Source organism: Chryseobacterium nepalense, from assembly GCF_023195755.1.
GTDB classification, from domain to species: Bacteria; Bacteroidota; Bacteroidia; order Flavobacteriales; family Weeksellaceae; genus Chryseobacterium; species Chryseobacterium nepalense.
This window is the reverse complement of the sequence record NZ_CP096203.1, coordinates 1819549-1836003: the sequence shown is the minus strand read 5'-3', so window position 1 is coordinate 1836003 and position 16455 is coordinate 1819549. Positions and strand designations below refer to the sequence as shown.

Annotated in this window: 13 protein-coding genes; 4 read left to right on the top strand and 9 right to left on the bottom strand. The window is 38.3% G+C overall.

What is annotated here, in order from left to right; all coding sequences use genetic code 11:
* Positions 1 to 23: 23 nt before the first annotated feature.
* The 4 genes from M0D58_RS07925 (at position 24) to pelA (ending at position 6241) form a co-directional block, all read left to right on the top strand.
* A complete protein-coding gene (locus M0D58_RS07925) occupies positions 24 to 554 on the top strand; it encodes a hypothetical protein (protein WP_248394783.1) in 531 nt (176 codons plus the stop codon).
* Between the two features lie 227 nt (positions 555 to 781).
* Positions 782 to 3769, top strand: coding sequence for a VIT domain-containing protein (locus M0D58_RS07920; RefSeq protein WP_248394781.1), 2988 nt, complete (start codon positions 782 to 784; stop codon positions 3767 to 3769).
* A gap of 261 nt (positions 3770 to 4030) precedes the next feature.
* The gene (locus M0D58_RS07915) at positions 4031 to 5215 is read left to right on the top strand and encodes a DUF4861 family protein (protein ID WP_248394780.1); all 1185 of its coding nucleotides are present in this window, start codon (positions 4031 to 4033) and stop codon (positions 5213 to 5215) included.
* 3 nt (positions 5216 to 5218) lie between these two features.
* Positions 5219 to 6241 (top strand): pectate lyase, encoded by a 1023-nt coding sequence (gene pelA / locus M0D58_RS07910; protein ID WP_248394778.1) that lies wholly within the window; start codon positions 5219 to 5221, stop codon positions 6239 to 6241.
* A gap of 70 nt (positions 6242 to 6311) precedes the next feature.
* On the opposite strand, the gene M0D58_RS07905 is transcribed toward pelA, so the two are convergent.
* The 9 genes from M0D58_RS07905 to M0D58_RS07865 all read right to left on the bottom strand — a co-directional run bounded on the left by M0D58_RS07905 (position 6312) and on the right by M0D58_RS07865 (position 16444).
* Positions 6312 to 7421, bottom strand: a complete 1110-nt coding sequence (locus M0D58_RS07905) for a pectate lyase family protein (protein WP_248394776.1) — start codon at positions 7419 to 7421, stop codon at positions 6312 to 6314.
* A 232-nt stretch (positions 7422 to 7653) separates the two neighbouring features.
* The gene (locus M0D58_RS07900; protein ID WP_248394774.1) at positions 7654 to 7992 is read right to left on the bottom strand and encodes a cupin domain-containing protein; all 339 of its coding nucleotides are present in this window, start codon (positions 7990 to 7992) and stop codon (positions 7654 to 7656) included.
* 20 nt (positions 7993 to 8012) lie between these two features.
* Entirely contained in the window at positions 8013 to 8750 is a 738-nt protein-coding gene (locus M0D58_RS07895; protein WP_248394772.1) for a rhamnogalacturonan acetylesterase, read from the bottom strand.
* A 46-nt stretch (positions 8751 to 8796) separates the two neighbouring features.
* Positions 8797 to 9774 carry a pectinesterase family protein gene (locus tag M0D58_RS07890; protein ID WP_248394770.1) on the bottom strand — a complete coding sequence of 326 codons (978 nt, stop codon included), beginning with the start codon at positions 9772 to 9774 and terminating at the stop codon, positions 8797 to 8799.
* 177 nt (positions 9775 to 9951) lie between these two features.
* Positions 9952 to 10863, bottom strand: a complete 912-nt coding sequence (locus M0D58_RS07885) for an alpha/beta hydrolase (RefSeq protein ID WP_248394769.1) — start codon at positions 10861 to 10863, stop codon at positions 9952 to 9954.
* Positions 10864 to 10895: 32 nt separating this feature from the next.
* Positions 10896 to 12563 (bottom strand): glycoside hydrolase family 28 protein, encoded by a 1668-nt coding sequence (locus tag M0D58_RS07880; RefSeq protein WP_248394768.1) that lies wholly within the window; start codon positions 12561 to 12563, stop codon positions 10896 to 10898.
* A gap of 1 nt (position 12564) precedes the next feature.
* Positions 12565 to 13410, bottom strand: a complete 846-nt coding sequence (locus M0D58_RS07875; RefSeq protein WP_248394767.1) for a rhamnogalacturonan acetylesterase — start codon at positions 13408 to 13410, stop codon at positions 12565 to 12567.
* A gap of 82 nt (positions 13411 to 13492) precedes the next feature.
* Entirely contained in the window at positions 13493 to 15136 is a 1644-nt protein-coding gene (locus tag M0D58_RS07870) for a glycoside hydrolase family 43 protein (RefSeq protein ID WP_248394766.1), read from the bottom strand.
* A 54-nt stretch (positions 15137 to 15190) separates the two neighbouring features.
* A complete protein-coding gene (locus M0D58_RS07865) occupies positions 15191 to 16444 on the bottom strand; it encodes a glycoside hydrolase family 88/105 protein (protein WP_248394765.1) in 1254 nt (417 codons plus the stop codon).
* Positions 16445 to 16455: the final 11 nt, after the last annotated feature.

Below are 16455 nucleotides of genomic sequence, written 5' to 3'. Positions count from 1 at the left end.
CTTTTAATTCAAAAAAAATAATAATGAAAATATTATTAATTTTATGTATAACGGTTTCCACAGCATGTTTCTCGCAAGTTGCTGTAGGTAAATCTTCAGTAACCAATTCTAATGTATCATTGGAGTTTGGGAATTCAGAAAACAGGGGTTTGATATTACCATGGGTAACTTCGGAAAACGATATCATTAATCCGGTAGACGGAACAGTGATATTTGACACAAGCGATACTAAAGTAAAGTATCTGGCAGCAGGAGCCTGGATAGGTCTAAATGCCGATCCTAATTTAGTTACTCCTGTAACAATAGATACATCCTTGCAGGATACCAAGACTGAAAACACAAATGCCATGGTAAGAATAGGAACAAATGTAGATCCTGATGTTGATGGTATCCTTGTGCTTTCGGATACTAACAAAGCGATGGTGCTTCCTAAAGTAGCAAGCCCTCATCTTAATGTTGTAAACCCTGCGCCGGGAATGATAGTCTATGATACGACGTCTCGTTTGGTAGCGGTTTTCACTGGGGATGCTTGGAGTTTTTGGGGACCTCGATAGTGCATTGTTGATTTATTATATTTGGCTGGATAAGAGATTATCCGGCCTTTTTTGATAATATGCTTCTGTTCAGCTAATTAAATTACAGCCCTACAAATAATGTATCATGTTTAAAGTATTAATTACTCTTCTATTTCAGTTGCTAAAAGTTAAGCCAAATTATTCTTTCCAACCTTTTCTCGATTTTATGCATCTGTATAAATAGAAACAGTTGTAATCAATAAATTATGAAAAGGTTATATACACAATTACTATTATTTTTTCCGCTTTTATTTCTGGCTCAGATACCGGTTGTTGAAAGTCCGGACGGGAAAGGGAAATATAAAAAAGACAATCAGGTAATTCTTCAGAAACTGGAGATTGAAACAAAAATTGCCGGGAAAATTTCTACCAATATCATTACAATGGTTCTTAGGAATAATTCGGGACGTTTGAGAGAAGGCAGAATTACCTTTCCTCTTCCTGAAGGTGTTAATGCGAGCGGCTATGCTTTAGACATCAATGGAAAACTTCGAAACGCTGTTCCCGTTGAAAAAGAAAAAGCAAAAGAAGTATATCAAACCATCAGGAAAAGAAATATAGATCCCGGGCTCCTGGAAAAAGTGAGTGGGAATAATTTCCGGACAACAGTATATCCTATCGCCCCAAACGGAGGGGAAAGGACTGTTCGCATTACCTATCAGTATGAATTAAAAAAGTCGGGGGATTTTCTCCAATATTTTTTACCCCTGAATCAAACCGCTGAGATTCCCGAATTTGACATAAAAACAACCGTTTTTCAGAATTTGGATGCTCCTATGCTTGAAGAAAAGCCAGATGGTAGCTATAATTTTGTTAGTACGGGAAACGTCTGGACTGCCGAAATGCACAAGAAAAATTACAGACCAGGCAATAATCTAAAAATCAATTTTCCTGTACAGGATAAGAGCCAGCGGATTGTCGTTCAAAAAGAAGCGGATAACTTTTCCTATTTTCTGGCTGATATCTCCGTATATTCAAATGAAAGAATGAAAAAACTTCCGAATAATCTGGCCGTGGTCTGGGATAATTCGTTGAGCGGAAAGAATCGGGATCATGTAAAGGAAATGGCCTTGCTGGAGGAATATTTTAAATCGAATAAAAATCTTACGGTAAACATTTATTTCATTAACAATACCTTCGAACAAGGACAAAGTTTCAAAATTAACAATGGAAACTGGAGTGAGTTAAAAGCTTATCTTTTAAAAACAACTTATGACGGCGGAACAGATTTCGGAAAGCTAAAGCTGCTGAGCGAAGACGAAGTATTGTTTTTTACGGACGGTTTGTCATCTTTCGGGGAACTGAACATGCCTTGGAAACAGCCTGTCTACATTATTGCTGCATCCAATAATATAGATTTTAACCAGCTGAAATTCATAAGCAGTACCACAGGAGGAGAATTTTTAAATCTAAATGAAAATAATCCTGAAAAAGAAGTACGGAAATTAGTTTTTCAACCTTTGAGATTTTTAGGTATTGAAAATAATATTCAGCTTTCAGAAGTCTATCCTTCATTGCCTCAGACTATAGCAGAAGATTTTGTATTAACAGGAATTGTTAAAGGTGATCACACAACAGCTACTCTTAAATTTGGGTACGGTAATGAAGTGACAGAAACCAAAACCATTGATGTCAATATCAATGAACAGACCGTAGAGAATTGGGAAATTTCAAAGTTCTGGGCTCAGAAAAAACTTAACGAATTGGAAATTTTTGAAAAGAAGAATAAAAACGAAATTAAAAATGTCAGCAGGCAATTTGGCTTGGTAAGCAATAATATGAGTTTAATGGTGCTGGAAAATGTGGAGGATTATGTCCGTTATGATATTGCTCCACCTGCAGAATTAAAAAAGCAGTTTGATGAGATTGTTAAAAATGACAAGGCAAAAAAAGATGAACGAGTAAAAGATCTCATGGAAAATGCCGAAAAAATGACTGAAAATCTTAAGACCTGGTGGGAAAAAGAGTACGATCAAAAGAAAAAATTAAGACAATATCCTAAACCTGAATCCCGGCGTGCTGCAAGTGATAGTACATCAAGACAAGCTGAAATTGAAGAAGTTGTATTAATTGGATATAATAACAGCAGAACTGATGATGAATCAAAAGTTTCAGAACCAAGACGGGAACAACTTCAGATGAGTGTCAGGGGAATGTCATCCATTGCATCGAATACAGTGCCTAATGCGCTGTCAGGATCTGTCCGTGGGGTTGAGGTGAGAACTGTAACTCCTGCAGAAAGGCCGTCAGATATCATTAATTCCGGAAGAATTCTTACCGTTGATATTGTTTCTAAAGCAAAATACATGAAGCTTTTCAGAGACATGAATAACCCGGAAAATATATATAAAACTTACCTTCAGAACCGTAAAGAATATGAGGAAATACCACAGTATTACTTTGACGTTGCACAGCTTTTGTTAAAAAATAATGATAAAAAGCGTGGCTTAAAAGTGTTGAGCGCAATTGCCGATCTTGAGTTTGAAAATGAAGAATTGTACAAATTACTGGCTTATAAATTGAAGCAGGCTGAAGCCTATGATAAAGAGCTTTTTGCTGCAGAAAAAGTGTTGGAATGGCGGCCTTTTGATCCGCAAAGTTATAGAGATCTCGCTCTTGCACTGGAAGATAACGGCCAGTATCAGGCTGCCTTGGACAATTTGTACAAAATTCTCACACAGTCTTACACAAAGGAACTTGCTGACCGGGATGATGGTATTGAAGAAACGGTTATTATGGAGATCAATCAGCTGATTGCAAATCACGGATCCCAATTAAACCTTAGCAATATCAATCCTAAAATCATAGCAGATCTTCCGGTAAATATCCGCGTAGTCATTAGCTGGAATAAGGATGATACGGATATTGATCTCTGGGTGACCGATCCTAATAATGAACGATGTTATTATTCGCATAAGGAAACAGAAATAGGAGGAAGACTGAGCGACGATTTTACAGGAGGCTTTGGCCCTGAACAGTTCTTACTCAAAAAAGCGATGAAAGGAAAGTATAAGATTCAGACCAATTTTTTTGGAGAGCAGCAGACAGGAATTGCAGGTCCTACAGCCATTATGGCGGAAATTTATATCAATTATGCTACCGGCAAGCAGGAAAGAAAGATCGTGGTATTCCAGAATCAGAAAGAAAATGGAAACAAAGAAGATGGTATTCTTATTGGAGAGTTTGAATTTTAGAACTGATGATCTGTGATAAAGCATCCATGTTAAAAAATAAAATAAACACAATAAATTTAATATGATAATGTTAATATAATGATCAATGTGTAGTGAAGAAGTTTGAGTTTGAGTGCCTGCAGTAATGCAGGTACTTTTGTTTTAAATCAATATCTGAATTAAAAATTATGAAAAAAGAAAATGGTAAATTGAATAAAAATTTAAGCAGTTTTAATTGTTTTATTTTTATTACTTTTGAAAACTGACTCAACTGATATAATTATGACTACAGTTAAAAATTCTTTTGTCGGATTGACGTGTGCAATCGGTTGCATAAATTCAAGTAGCATACATGCTCAAAAAATTATTGAGTTAAATAATACACTTGATTTTCCCAGAAAAGAAGTTGTCGCTGTCCCTGTTTCTCAATTAAAATCATTTTTGGATAAAAGTAAAGCAACTGATCTAAGGATTAGAGATGCAAAAGGCCAACTTGTTCTGATCCAATGGATTGATAATAACGGAGACGGAAATAATGATGAATTGCTTTTTCAGGCAACTGTTGAAGGACATCAAAAAGCAGTGTATACGATCTCAGCTGAACCGGCAATACCCATCCTCAAAACTGAAATTTCAACGTACTCCCGGCTGGTTCAGGAACGGGTAGATGATTATGCATGGGAAAATGACAAAATAGCATTCAGAATGTATGGCCCGAAAGGTCAGCAGGAAGCATTGCAGGGGGTAAAAAGCAGTACGCTCTCAAGCGGTGTGGACATCTGGCTGAAAAGAACGGAGTTTCCGGTCATTAATAAATGGTACAAAGGCTATCTTACGGATCCTATGTATTATCATAAAGATACAAGAGGGGAGGGCTATGATCCTTACCATGTCGGAAACAGCCGCGGAACAGGTGGAATCGGAATATGGATAAATGACAAGCTTCAGGTTTCGCAAAATTTTGTTGCCTCCAGAACCATTGCAGAAGGTCCTTTGCGTACGGTTTTTGAATTGACTTATGATCCGTGGAGTGAATTTGCAGTTAAAGAAATTAAAAGAGTTTCATTGGATCTTGGATCAAATTTTTCAAAATTTGAATCGTATTTTAGAGCAGAAAAACCGGCTCTCAACTATACCATTGGAATAACTTTACATAAAAACGAAGGTGAAGCAAAACTAAATGACCAAAAAGGATACTATCTTCACTGGGAAAAAATTGATGACGCTTTTGTAGGTGAAGGTATTGTTGTGGATCCGAGTATTGTTGAAAAATCAATTGTTTTCCGATCTGATGCTCCGGATGAAAGTAATCTGTATGTCGTTACAAAACCTCATGATAAACTGGTTTATTATGCAGGATTTGCGTGGCAGAAAAGCGGTGATATCCAGACTCGGCAGGACTGGGAAAATAGGCTTCAAAAACAATCTGAAATCATCAGAAATCCTTTAATCATTACAATTAAATAAATCATGAAATTCAACATCTGTACTCTTGCTCTGGGATTAGTTAGCTTAAATATATCCGCTCAGGTAAAAAAAGATACGCTGGCAGAAAAAATGATGCTGTATCAGCTTCCTGTGGGAGGCTGGGGAAAGCAGCTGGAAGATAAATCAGTAGTTGATTACAGTCTTCCGGTTGACAAAAATCTTTTAAGAAAAATAAAATCCACGGGTGATGATCACGCGACCATTGATAACAACGCTACCTCAAGGGAAATTAACGCTTTAATGAAAGCATATTCCGAAACGAAAAATCCGGATTATCTGAAGGCAGCGGAAAAAGGAATCCGTTATCTGCTTACCATGCAGTACGAAAATGGTGGTTTTCCTCAATATTATCCTAACAAAGGATTATACCGAAAGCAGATTACCTTTAATGACAATGCCATGATTAATGCGTTAACGGTTCTCTACAATACCGCAGAAGGGAAAAACGATTTTATCGCGGTAGATCAAAAACTGAAAGAACAATCTAAAAAGGCTGTAAAAAATGGAATTGAATGCATCTTAAAAGCACAGGTTCTTCAAAACGGAAAGCCAACGATTTGGGCAGATCAGTACAATGAAATTACCCTGCAGCCGGATAAGGCAAGGGCTTTTGAACCTGTTTCCCTGGCAACCGCAGAATCCGTAGGAATTGTACGGTTTCTCATGTGGCAGCCCGTAACGCCTGATATTGAAAAATCCGTAAAATCTGCCGTAAAATGGTTTACAGAAAATGATATTGAAGGATACAGCTATAATGTCGTAAAACAAAACGGAAAGACAGTAAGAGTTCTTGCAGAGGATAAAAATTCCGTTGTCTGGGCAAGATTTTATGATATTCATGATAACCGTCCTCTGTTTGGTGACCGCGACGGAAGTGTAAAATACAATTACAACGAAGTTTCCGAGGAGAGAAGAAACGGCTACAGCTGGTTTGGCGATTTTGCAAAAAAGCTGATTGATAAAGAATATCCTAAATGGCTGAACAGCAATAAACTTTCTCAATAAGAAATTTACTTAAAAACAACTGCGCGGGCTGAGAATCAGCCCGCGCAGTTTATAATCAGCGTTTAAATTCCTAAAAAGTATCGCAGATATTTCCGCTTAATGTGGCTCCTGCTTTTGCCGTTACATCAGATTTTACATCAGAAGCATTAAGTTTATTGACGGAATAGGGTGGGGTAAATGCAGTCCCGCTTCCGGATGTATTTCCGGTTACGTTCACAAAACTGTTTCCTGTTTGTGTTACGGCGGTATAACCCGTCATGAGATTGATCGGTTCTTTTACGTTTTCAAATACGTTTCTTTCCACCAGGATATTCGCCTGAACACCCGCAGCAATACATTTATTGCTTACCGAACTGTTGAAGTAGCTGTTAAGGATATGGATCTTTCCGTATCTTACCCTCGGCATACGTTCTCTGCATCCGGGTCCCCACCAGCATCTTACAAAGGTTACGTTCAGTTTGCCCGCATCTGCAGTAGCACCGTCACTTGAGCCGATCAGATTGGAAAAACGGTGATCGTCTGTCCCTCCGGATCCTCCGGGTTTAGGGGCTTTCAGATAATGAAATTTGGTGTAGGATACAGTGACGAAATCCGATTTGTTTTTAATATCGAAGTTTCCGTCTACGCCGTCCCGGAATTCACAGTGGTCGATCCATACATTTCGGCAGTCATCGAGAATCGCATTGTCCCAACCGTCGGTATCATAAGCTCCCGGACCTTCAAAAATAAGGTTTCGGATGATGATATTGTTACATCTTTTAATGTTGATGATCCCTGACCCGTCTTTGGTCTGGTTGGTGGAAACCAGTTTTGCGCCGCTGGCTCCATAGATGGTTTTGCCGCTCTGATCCTGAAAAGATAATCTGGCAGTAATCGTTATGGTTCCGGTAACTTTAATGACTTTTACAGCCGTATTTTCAATTGCCGATTTTAACTGAGCATAAGTTGACACCGTTGTTTCCGCAGCGGTTCCACCACCGGTTGTTCCGCCGTTTTGGGAAGCCCATCCCGGAGCAACACAGTTTGCCAATGGGACAATGGCGTTTACGGACATTTCATTTTTTATTTCATTCGGATTATTCGCCAGGTCGGATTTTGGATCTTCCTGTCCGCAGCCTGTTAAAGCAAAAATTGAGCTCAGGGCTGCCGTGAGAATGGCAGCTTTTGTTTTTGTTTTCATAGTAATAATTATTTGTTGTTGATTCAAATCAAAATTATTAATTTAATATTTAATTGTTTTATATTTTAAACTATCAATATTTATATAATTATAATGTTGATTATTTATATTGTTCAATCGGTTGCATATTATGTATTTAAAAATAATATTTGTTGCGGTTTGAAACGATATAAAAATAGTGTTGAATTAACAGATGAACTACTCTGTAAACGATAGCAGTGCCCGGTAATTTTTATTTAATAAAATCTTCTCTGAAAGGCGCGAAAGCATCAATCAATTGTCCTTTTTCAAGACATCTTACCCCATGAAAAATATTGGGTTGGGCAAAGAATCCGTCACCAGCTTTCAGTATTTTTGTTTCACCGTCTACTTCAACTTCAAATATTCCCGAAGCAACATAGGTGATTTGCGAGTGAAAATGCTGATGTAAAGCGCCTACTGCCTCTTTTTCAAATTTTACAATCACCATCATGATCTGTGAATTGTAGCCCACAAATTGTCTTGAAACGCCGGCTCCCAGGTTTTCCCATTCGGAATTGCCATCGAAAAAAGGCTCTTTTTTAAAATTCATTTCAGATATTTTTATTGATATTATTTGATAAATTTTTCCAGTCCGGTTTTCAATTTTTTCAAAGAGTCAGCGGCAAGTTTCGCTTCAAGATCTGCGCCCAGCTTAGACAAATGGGTATCGTCGTCTTTTCCTTTGGGATAATACGGCTCTTCACCTTCCTTAAAATGGAGATGTAGTTTTTTTGAATTTTCGGGACCATAGGTAATTTCAAGCTGTTCTGTAAGCAGCTGCATATCTACGAAAGGAACATTCAGATCATTGGCAACCATTCTTACCACCAAAGGATATTCTTTGTGGGTATCTATCAATACGCCGTTTTCGTTAAAATTTCTTCGTACAATAGAAGTCATTAAAATAGGAATGGCTCCTTTTGCTCTTGTTTCCTTTACGTATCTCTCCAGGTTGGCCCTGTATTGCGTGTACGGATTGGTAAATTTTGTAGAGTCTTTCACCTTCTGATCATTATGCCCGAACTGGATAATGACAAAATCTCCCTTTTTCAGCTGTTTTTCAATGGCAGCCCATCGTCCTTCCGTCCAGAAACTTTTAGAACTTCTTCCGTTCATCGCATGGTTCTGGATTTCGATACCTGTTGTAAAAAATTGGTTTAAAACCTGTCCCCATCCATGTTCGGGATTTTTATCCGGATTTTCTTTATTAGCCATGGTAGAATCACCGATAAGGAATAAAGTCGGCTTTTTCTGAGCCAGGATGAATGTTGAAATTACTATGCTAAACAGTAAAAATATTTTTTTCATTTTAAGATAAATTTAATTGGTTAAGGCAATTAAGAATTATATTTTATTACTCATTACTCATGATGGGGTTCCAACCACTAAAAATCTTTTCCAGGGTATAATTTTTCATATCTTTTTTAGTCAGCTGATGCGACCAGTTTACCCGATTTGAGGTATTACCGCCTGCGCCTTTGCTTCCGAACTCTGCGTAATAAGCCGTTTTTTCTTTATCGGGAAACATCTGGTCTCCTTTCCACGGGTTCCAGCCTTCAGAAACAATATGACCTCCCATTTCGGTATTGATGAAAACCGTTTTGGCGTAAGGTCTCCAGGGTCTTCCAAGAAAAACTTTTGTAACACCTTCTTTTGCGATAAGCCTGCAATCAAAGAAAACAAAACCATATTTCCTGTCTTTTTCCGTTGCAGCAGCTGTGATATAAGAGTCAGCTAAACTTTTAATGGTACAGTTTTTAAAAACCGCTGTTGCCTGCCCGAAAATAAAATCGGTAGTACCTTCTATAAAACAGTTTTCAAAATACTGCCTGCTGTGATTTGTTGCACAATATACCGTATCCTGACACCCTAGAATATTTGAATTTTTGATGATAAAACGGTCGCCTTCCACATGGAGTGCAACTGCCTGTCCTTCATTGCATGAAGAATTCTGAATCGTTAGATTGCTTATTTGTATGTCATCACCCATCACCAGCAACGTATAAGAATTGAATGTCGTCATTTTTTCATTGAACGAATCCTGTTTTCCTGAGAAATCATTGTTGGTGATCATTGTATTGTCTTTATTTTCACCTTCTAACGTGATTTTATGTTTTGAAGATGAAATGACCACTTTTTCATTATATGTTCCTGATTTTATATAAATCAGTGCTTCTGCCGGACCAAGATCTCTTACGGAATTGATGGCTTTCTGAATGGATGTAAAATCGCCGCTTCCGTCTTTGGCAACGATGATTTTTATATAAGGACCATTTCCGGCAAAAAGAAAATTTGCCATTGAGACAAGGAGAATTAAAAATAATTTTTTCATAAACTGATTTATTATTTTCTGACGCAAGATTTGTTTTATATTACCTGATTTTTAGATAGCAAGGACAAATAAATTTGCTGCGCGAAGCGATGACGATAGCTTCATAAAATCAACTTATTGATTCGTTTTTGCTCACTAAAATATTTTTTTAATTAAATTAACTCCTTTGTGTTAAAATTATAATTTCAAAACTTTATCTAAAAAAGCAGCGGTAAGATTCAGGGTTTCCGTAAACCAGGGTTCTGCTGACCAGAAAGAGTGCGGCGAATCCTTAATCTCATGGAATTCTGTCTGAATATTATAATTTCTTAATTTATTCATCATATCGTCTCTGCCAGCATGAAACCGGGGTTGCGAACTGTTAATAAAAAGGGTAGGAGGTGTATTTTTATCAACATACTTTAGAGGTGAAGCGGTTGTCCAGTTTTTCAAATTAACATCTCGGTCGCCATCCAGCCAGTACGCTGCGTAGGTACTTTCTTCAGCTTCAGGATGAATAAATGAAACAATTCCGTCAACATTCACGATGGCCTGGATTTTATTCTTTGATTTTACACCTACCAAGGTGGCCATTTGTGCTCCCGCAGACTCTCCGTACACTGCTATTTTCTTTTTATCTAAAGCATATTTTTTATGATTTTTCTTCAGCCATTGAATTCCGGTTTCGATATCTTCCACACCGGCAGGAAATTTTGCGACATCTGCCAAACGGTAGCCAATCGCAATCACAACATATCCTTTTGAAGCGAGCTCCATGGCCATGTATTTTTCATTTTCCTTGCTTCCAGAAATCCATCCGCCGCCGTGAACCATTGCAATTCCGGGATATTTTTTAGATAGATCTTTGGGATAATAAATATCTGCTTTTAAAGAAATTCCGTTGATATTCTTGTATTCTACGTCTTTATCAATAATGACATTTTGAGGAACCGGTCTTTCAATCGGGGTTAAAAAAGAATATTTCTTTTTAAGTTTTTCAAACGTAATTTCGTTGGTATAAGGAGTGGCATTCGGCCGTTTTACCTGTCCGAATGCCATGGTCCCCATTAAAAAAATAGAAATATAAGTATGTTTTATGCTAAAAATCATCCGCTTGTGGAGTTTTTATACTATTTAATTAATTATTTAACTGCATTTTTCGCTACATCTGCACCCACAGAAAGTAAACTCCTGTCAGACCCAATTTCTTTCGGCAGCAGGACTGCTCCGGTTTTATTTCCTAAAACTTTTACGTAAGGTTTGTTTGCTGATTCAAATTTCACCGTTGAAAGGTTGATGTTTTTACTGTTGTAAATTGTTGCACCTGTTCCTTCGGTATATTTCAGCTTTACATTTTTAAGTTGAATTCCGTCTGCGTCTGCAATGGTTAATGCTTTCCGGGTATCAAACTGCGAATCTTCAATTACAATATTTTTAAGGTTCATTTCCGCAAGCCCGAATAAAGTTATGGCTTCATCAGAATTCACGGCATTGATATTTTTAAAGAAAATATTTCTGAATACCGGTGTTTTTTCCGTTACCGGAAAAACTTTTTCAGGGGTCTTGTTTTCTTCCTTTGTCTGCCCGTCTTCCAGCACAGGAGATGCGCCTTCGTAGAACATATTGAAGCCGATCGTCTGTGTCGGGATGTTGATCATATCGATATTTTTAATGTAAATATTCTCCACAATTCCGCCTCTTCCTCGGGTTGTTTTGAAACGCAGGCCGATATCGGTACCGATAAAAGTACAATCGGAAACATGAATATTTCTTGCGCCGCCGGACATCTCGCTTCCTATCACAAACCCTCCGTGACCATGATACACCACATTATTTTTAATAATGACATTTTCAGTAGGCATTCCTCTTTTTCTTCCGTCTTCATCTTTTCCGGATTTGATGCAGATCGCATCATCACCAACATCAAACGTATTATCGTAAATTAAAACATTTTTACATGATTCTAAATCTACACCGTCTCCGTTCTGGGAAAACCACGGATTCCTGACCGTAAGATTTCTTAGAATAACATTGGAGCACATCAGAGGATGGAGATTCCATGCCGGAGAATTCTGGAAAGTCGGCCCGTCCAGCAGGACTTTGTCGCAGCCAACTAAGCTTACCATTACCGGTCTGAGAAAATCTTTTACGGTAATTAATTCATCTTTGGAAATTTTATCCGGAACATTAAAATTAGAGCTGCTTTCCAGTCCTTTTTTATAGCTTTCCGAAGGATACCAGTTTTTGCCGTCCGCAGACAGAACGCCGCCGGATTTTACGATGTCTTTCCATTGAGATTCGGAAACTTTACTTTTTTTAATGGCTCTCCATGCGTCACCGCTTCCGTCGATCACGCCTTTTCCTGTAATGGCGATGTTCGTCGCATTGTTTGCTGAAATAGGAGACTGGCAGCGAATGGTGTTTAGCCCTTCAAAGCTTACGTCCACCAAAGGATAATCGTTTTTATCTTTACTGAAAATAATGAATGCGCCTTCTTCCACATGAAGGTTAATATTGCTTTTAAGCACAATCGGTCCTGTAAGCCACATTCCTCTCGGCACAACTAATTTACCGCCGCCTTTTTTGCTTAATTCATCAATAGCTTTTCTGAAAGCCTCCGTATTTTTTACAGTGCCTCCGGAAATTCCTCCGAACTGGGTAATAGAAACCGTATTGGCAGGAAATGAGGTTTCCTTTACCTGAGGCATTTTAAACTCAATATTTTTATAAATATCCAGGTTTTGGGCAGATATCTGGCCTGAAAATAGTAAGGCTGCCGCCAAACCGATCATTTTTAAAGACTTCTTCATTTTATTTTTTTTGAGTTGTAATTATTTTTTTAAATTCCTGATAAACGAGCGAAGCAACCGCTTTTGCACCTTCCGGCTGAAAATGGGTATTGTCTTTCTGCCCTTTCGGATAAGCTTCATAGGTATTTTCAGGTAAATTCATAAAGTAATGATTCGTGGTGAAATCCTCTCCCTTACGGGTAAAGTATTCCATAGATAATTTATTTAAATCGATGTACGGAACGTTCATTTCCATCGCTACATCAATCGGAGCCTGCCAGTATTCACCATGAACATTTTGGAGTTTTCCATCCTTCCACGGATAATTTCTGGCAACCGGTGTCAAAATAATGGGATTGGCCCCTTTTTGTTTTGTCTGAGTAACAAATAATCTTAAAAATTCTTTATATCCTTCAATATTTACATATCGCTCCGTATGCTTTTCCGAACTGTCGTTGTGACCAAACTGCATTAGGACATAATCTCCGGGTTTCAGGTGTTCATAGACATATCTCCATCTTCCTTCCTGAAAAAAAGTTCTTGTGCTTCTTCCGCCATGCGCCCTGTCGATCACTGCCACAGAATCTGCTGTAATACCGGGCTTCAAACTCACCAAGTTGTCTTTTACGAAGAAGGGCTGAAAAACCTGCCCCCAACCGGTAATCGGATAGCGTACTTTCATATAATCTTTTCCCGGTTCATAATCTCCCGTATAATCTGCCATGGTAGAATCGCCGATGAGGTAAATATGGGTAACTTTTTTATCGCGTTTTGCCGTTGTTTTCTGAACGCTGCTCTGTGAACTGCATCCTGACAACAGCAAAACGACTAATAAAAATGAAACTATATAAAAAATTTTGTTATTCATTTATTATAAAATATTTATATTGTAAATCCAAAGGCGCAAAATCAAAGATTTTTCGACAAATTTCCAGTGCGATTTAACAATTTTAATTTTTAGTTATTCTGAACCAGTCGAAATCGGCATAGCCGCCGCGTGGTGCCTTAGCGCTACTTAAGCTGTACAAACCGACTTTTGCACCGATCCATTTTCCGGGTTTTGCCTGAAAAACTTCTCCTATTTTTGTAAAGCTTTTTCCGTTTTCACTATAGCTGAACTGGCATAAACCATTCGGTTCGCTCACATGTACTTTTAAATAGGCTTCGTTTCCGTTTAACTTTGTTTCATCTAAAATTTTTTCCTCGCCGCCTTTCTCTGCTTTTTCAGCTTTTCTCAGTTGGATGTAAAATCCGTCCGGTTTATTGGTGATAACAAGGGAAGCATGATCGGTTCCCATAATCAATAATCCTGCAGTTTTTCCTTCTTTAGCTTCTTCAGGAATTAGTTTTACTTTCGTTGATGCTGTAAAATTTGGAGCCGGGAATTTCTGGGTTAATAAATTCGGGACATTCCAGAGATTTTTTTCTCCTTCGGGAACTTTTATGGAAAATAATCTTAAAAATTTCTGTCCCGGCAGTTTTGAAGACCACACAATGTTTTCATTGGCGCTCCATTGCCATTGCAGACCTAATTTTTCACCATCAAATTCATCTGTTTCCGAAGGAGTAACAATAGGATAAGATTGCCCTACATTTGGTTTTTTATAGGTTAAAACAGGTTCTCCGATTCCATTTTTATTGGTGTCTTTTCCGATTGCAGGCCAGTCTTTTTCCCATTTCATCGGCTGGAGATGAATAATTCTTCCATAGGTGTCCACATCCTGAAAATGATAAAACCAATCTTCTCCGGAAGGCGTATCTACCCAGGCTCCCTGATGAGGCCCGTTGATTTTTGAAGATCCCTGTTCAAGAACAATTTTTTCTTCGTAAGGACCATAAATATTTTTCGACCGTAGTACCAGCTGCCAACCTGTAGCCACCCCGCCGGCCGGAGCAAAAACATAGTAATAACCGTTTCTTTTGTACATTTTCGGACCTTCTACGGTTGGGTGCTTGTCGTGGCCGTCAAAGATATGAATGCCTTTGTCCAAAACTTTTGTTCCTTCCGGATTCATAGTATTTAAGGTTAATATGCTTTTCACTCCGGCACGGCTTCCCGCCCATCCGTGAACCAGATAAGCATTGCCATCTTCGTCCCAGAACGGACAGGCGTCAATCAGGCCTTTTCCTTCCATAACTAAAACAGGTTTTTCCCATTTTTTCAGCGGATCTTTGGTTTTAACCATGTAAATCCCGAAATCCGGGTCACCCCAGTAAATATAAAATTCACCTTTATGAAAACGCATGCTTGGTGCCCAGATTCCGTCGCCTCTTTTCGGAACGGAGAAATGTTTGGCGGGCAAAACATCTTCAACGGCATAATTGACCAGATTCCAGTTGACCATATCCTTGGAATGAAGAATGGGTAATCCTGGGGCTTCGTTAAAGCTTGAAGCGGTCATATAGTAATCGTTACCGACACGAATTACATCCGGATCTGAGTAATCTGCGTGGAGAATAGGGTTTTTATAGTTTTTTCCCAGATCAGCCGTCCACACTTCGGAAACATATTTTTTTTCCTGTGCATTCAGATAATTCGATGCTATCGAAAAAACAGTGACTGAAAGTATATTTAAAATTTTTTTTGTCTTCATAATCAGATTTAATCTGTCTTTATTTAACACAGGGAGCGCAAACTGTTTAACAAATTACTTTTCAAATTCCAGACTTGCCAGAATGAATGGTCCGGTTCCTTTCGGATCGTTGGACCGGATTTCTTCGTTAATATAATATTCGTAGGAACCGCTTCGGTATGGATTTCCTCCAAGACCGGCAACGGCGCAGCATCTGTTTAGATTTACCATTCCGTTTTCATCGACAGTAATTAAATTTTTAAGAATGCCTTCGTACCCTTTTTTAGCAAATTTTTTATAGGATTTCGGAAGATAATTTTTGTTAACGGATTTCATCATGGTGTAAACAAACATGGATGAACCGGTAGCTTCCAGATAATTTCCTTTTTCGCCGCCTTTATCCAAAACCTGATACCACAATCCTGTTTCGCGATCCTGAACTTTAATGACAGCGTCACAATATGATTTTAAATAAGAAAGCAATCTTACTCTTCCGGGATGATTTTGTGGAAGGTAATCTAATACATCAACGATTGCCATACCGTACCAACCCATTGCTCTGGACCAGAAGTTCGGGGAAAGTCCGGTTTTCTTATCGGCCCACTGTTGTTCTCTGCTTTCATCCCATGCATGATAGAGTAGCCCTGTTTTTTTGTCGAGCAGATGTTTCTGGATAAGATCAAACTGATTCACGATGTCGTTATACGCTTTTTCTGCATCCGCACCTTTGCTGAATATGTTGGTATAATGAGCATAGAATGGCTCACCCATGTACAATCCATCCAGCCACATCTGATTAGGGTAAATTTTTTTGTGCCAGAAGCCTCCTTCTGAAGTTCTCGGCTGTCCGTCAATCTGAGAACGGAGGGTCTGTAATGCTGTCAGATATTTCTCTTTCTTTTCTTTCTGGTATAAATACAAAAGAACGTTGCCGCAGTTCAGCATGTCGATATTGTATTTTGAAAGATCGTATGAAAGAATACTTCCGTCTTCTTTTATCATGGTTTCTCCAAACGTAGAAATGTATTGATAATATTCTTGATTGCCGGTTTTTTCAAATATTCTTTCGGCACCTTCCAGGACGATAGCGGTAGGATAGCTCCATTTCGGAGTTTTGTTATAATCAAGCATCCAGGCTTCGGGAAATCTTTTCATTTCGGAAAGAAGCATTCGCTGTGACCACGGAAGATCAACCGGGATTTTTTCTGTTGTGGTTACTGTTTTTGCTTCACCGGAATTGTGTAAGGCTTTTTGAGCGCATGAGAAGAAAATTCCTGAACATAAAGCGGTAATGGCGTAAATTTTAATATGATTCTGAATAAAATTCATTCTTTTTTAAT

Bases quoted from the DNA above. Each gene is read 5' to 3' on its own strand.
- M0D58_RS07925 (WP_248394783.1), top strand. From the start codon at position 24: ATGAAAATATTATTAATTTTATGTATAACGGTTTCCACAGCATGTTTC.
- M0D58_RS07920 (WP_248394781.1), top strand. From the start codon at position 782: ATGAAAAGGTTATATACACAATTACTATTATTTTTTCCGCTTTTATTT.
- M0D58_RS07915 (WP_248394780.1), top strand. From the start codon at position 4,031: ATGACTACAGTTAAAAATTCTTTTGTCGGATTGACGTGTGCAATCGGT.
- pelA (WP_248394778.1), top strand. From the start codon at position 5,219: ATGAAATTCAACATCTGTACTCTTGCTCTGGGATTAGTTAGCTTAAAT.
- M0D58_RS07905 (WP_248394776.1), bottom strand. From the start codon at position 7,421: ATGAAAACAAAAACAAAAGCTGCCATTCTCACGGCAGCCCTGAGCTCA.
- M0D58_RS07900 (WP_248394774.1), bottom strand. From the start codon at position 7,992: ATGAATTTTAAAAAAGAGCCTTTTTTCGATGGCAATTCCGAATGGGAA.
- M0D58_RS07895 (WP_248394772.1), bottom strand. From the start codon at position 8,750: ATGAAAAAAATATTTTTACTGTTTAGCATAGTAATTTCAACATTCATC.
- M0D58_RS07890 (WP_248394770.1), bottom strand. From the start codon at position 9,774: ATGAAAAAATTATTTTTAATTCTCCTTGTCTCAATGGCAAATTTTCTT.
- M0D58_RS07885 (WP_248394769.1), bottom strand. From the start codon at position 10,863: ATGATTTTTAGCATAAAACATACTTATATTTCTATTTTTTTAATGGGG.
- M0D58_RS07880 (WP_248394768.1), bottom strand. From the start codon at position 12,563: ATGAAGAAGTCTTTAAAAATGATCGGTTTGGCGGCAGCCTTACTATTT.
- M0D58_RS07875 (WP_248394767.1), bottom strand. From the start codon at position 13,410: ATGAATAACAAAATTTTTTATATAGTTTCATTTTTATTAGTCGTTTTG.
- M0D58_RS07870 (WP_248394766.1), bottom strand. From the start codon at position 15,136: ATGAAGACAAAAAAAATTTTAAATATACTTTCAGTCACTGTTTTTTCG.
- M0D58_RS07865 (WP_248394765.1), bottom strand. From the start codon at position 16,444: ATGAATTTTATTCAGAATCATATTAAAATTTACGCCATTACCGCTTTA.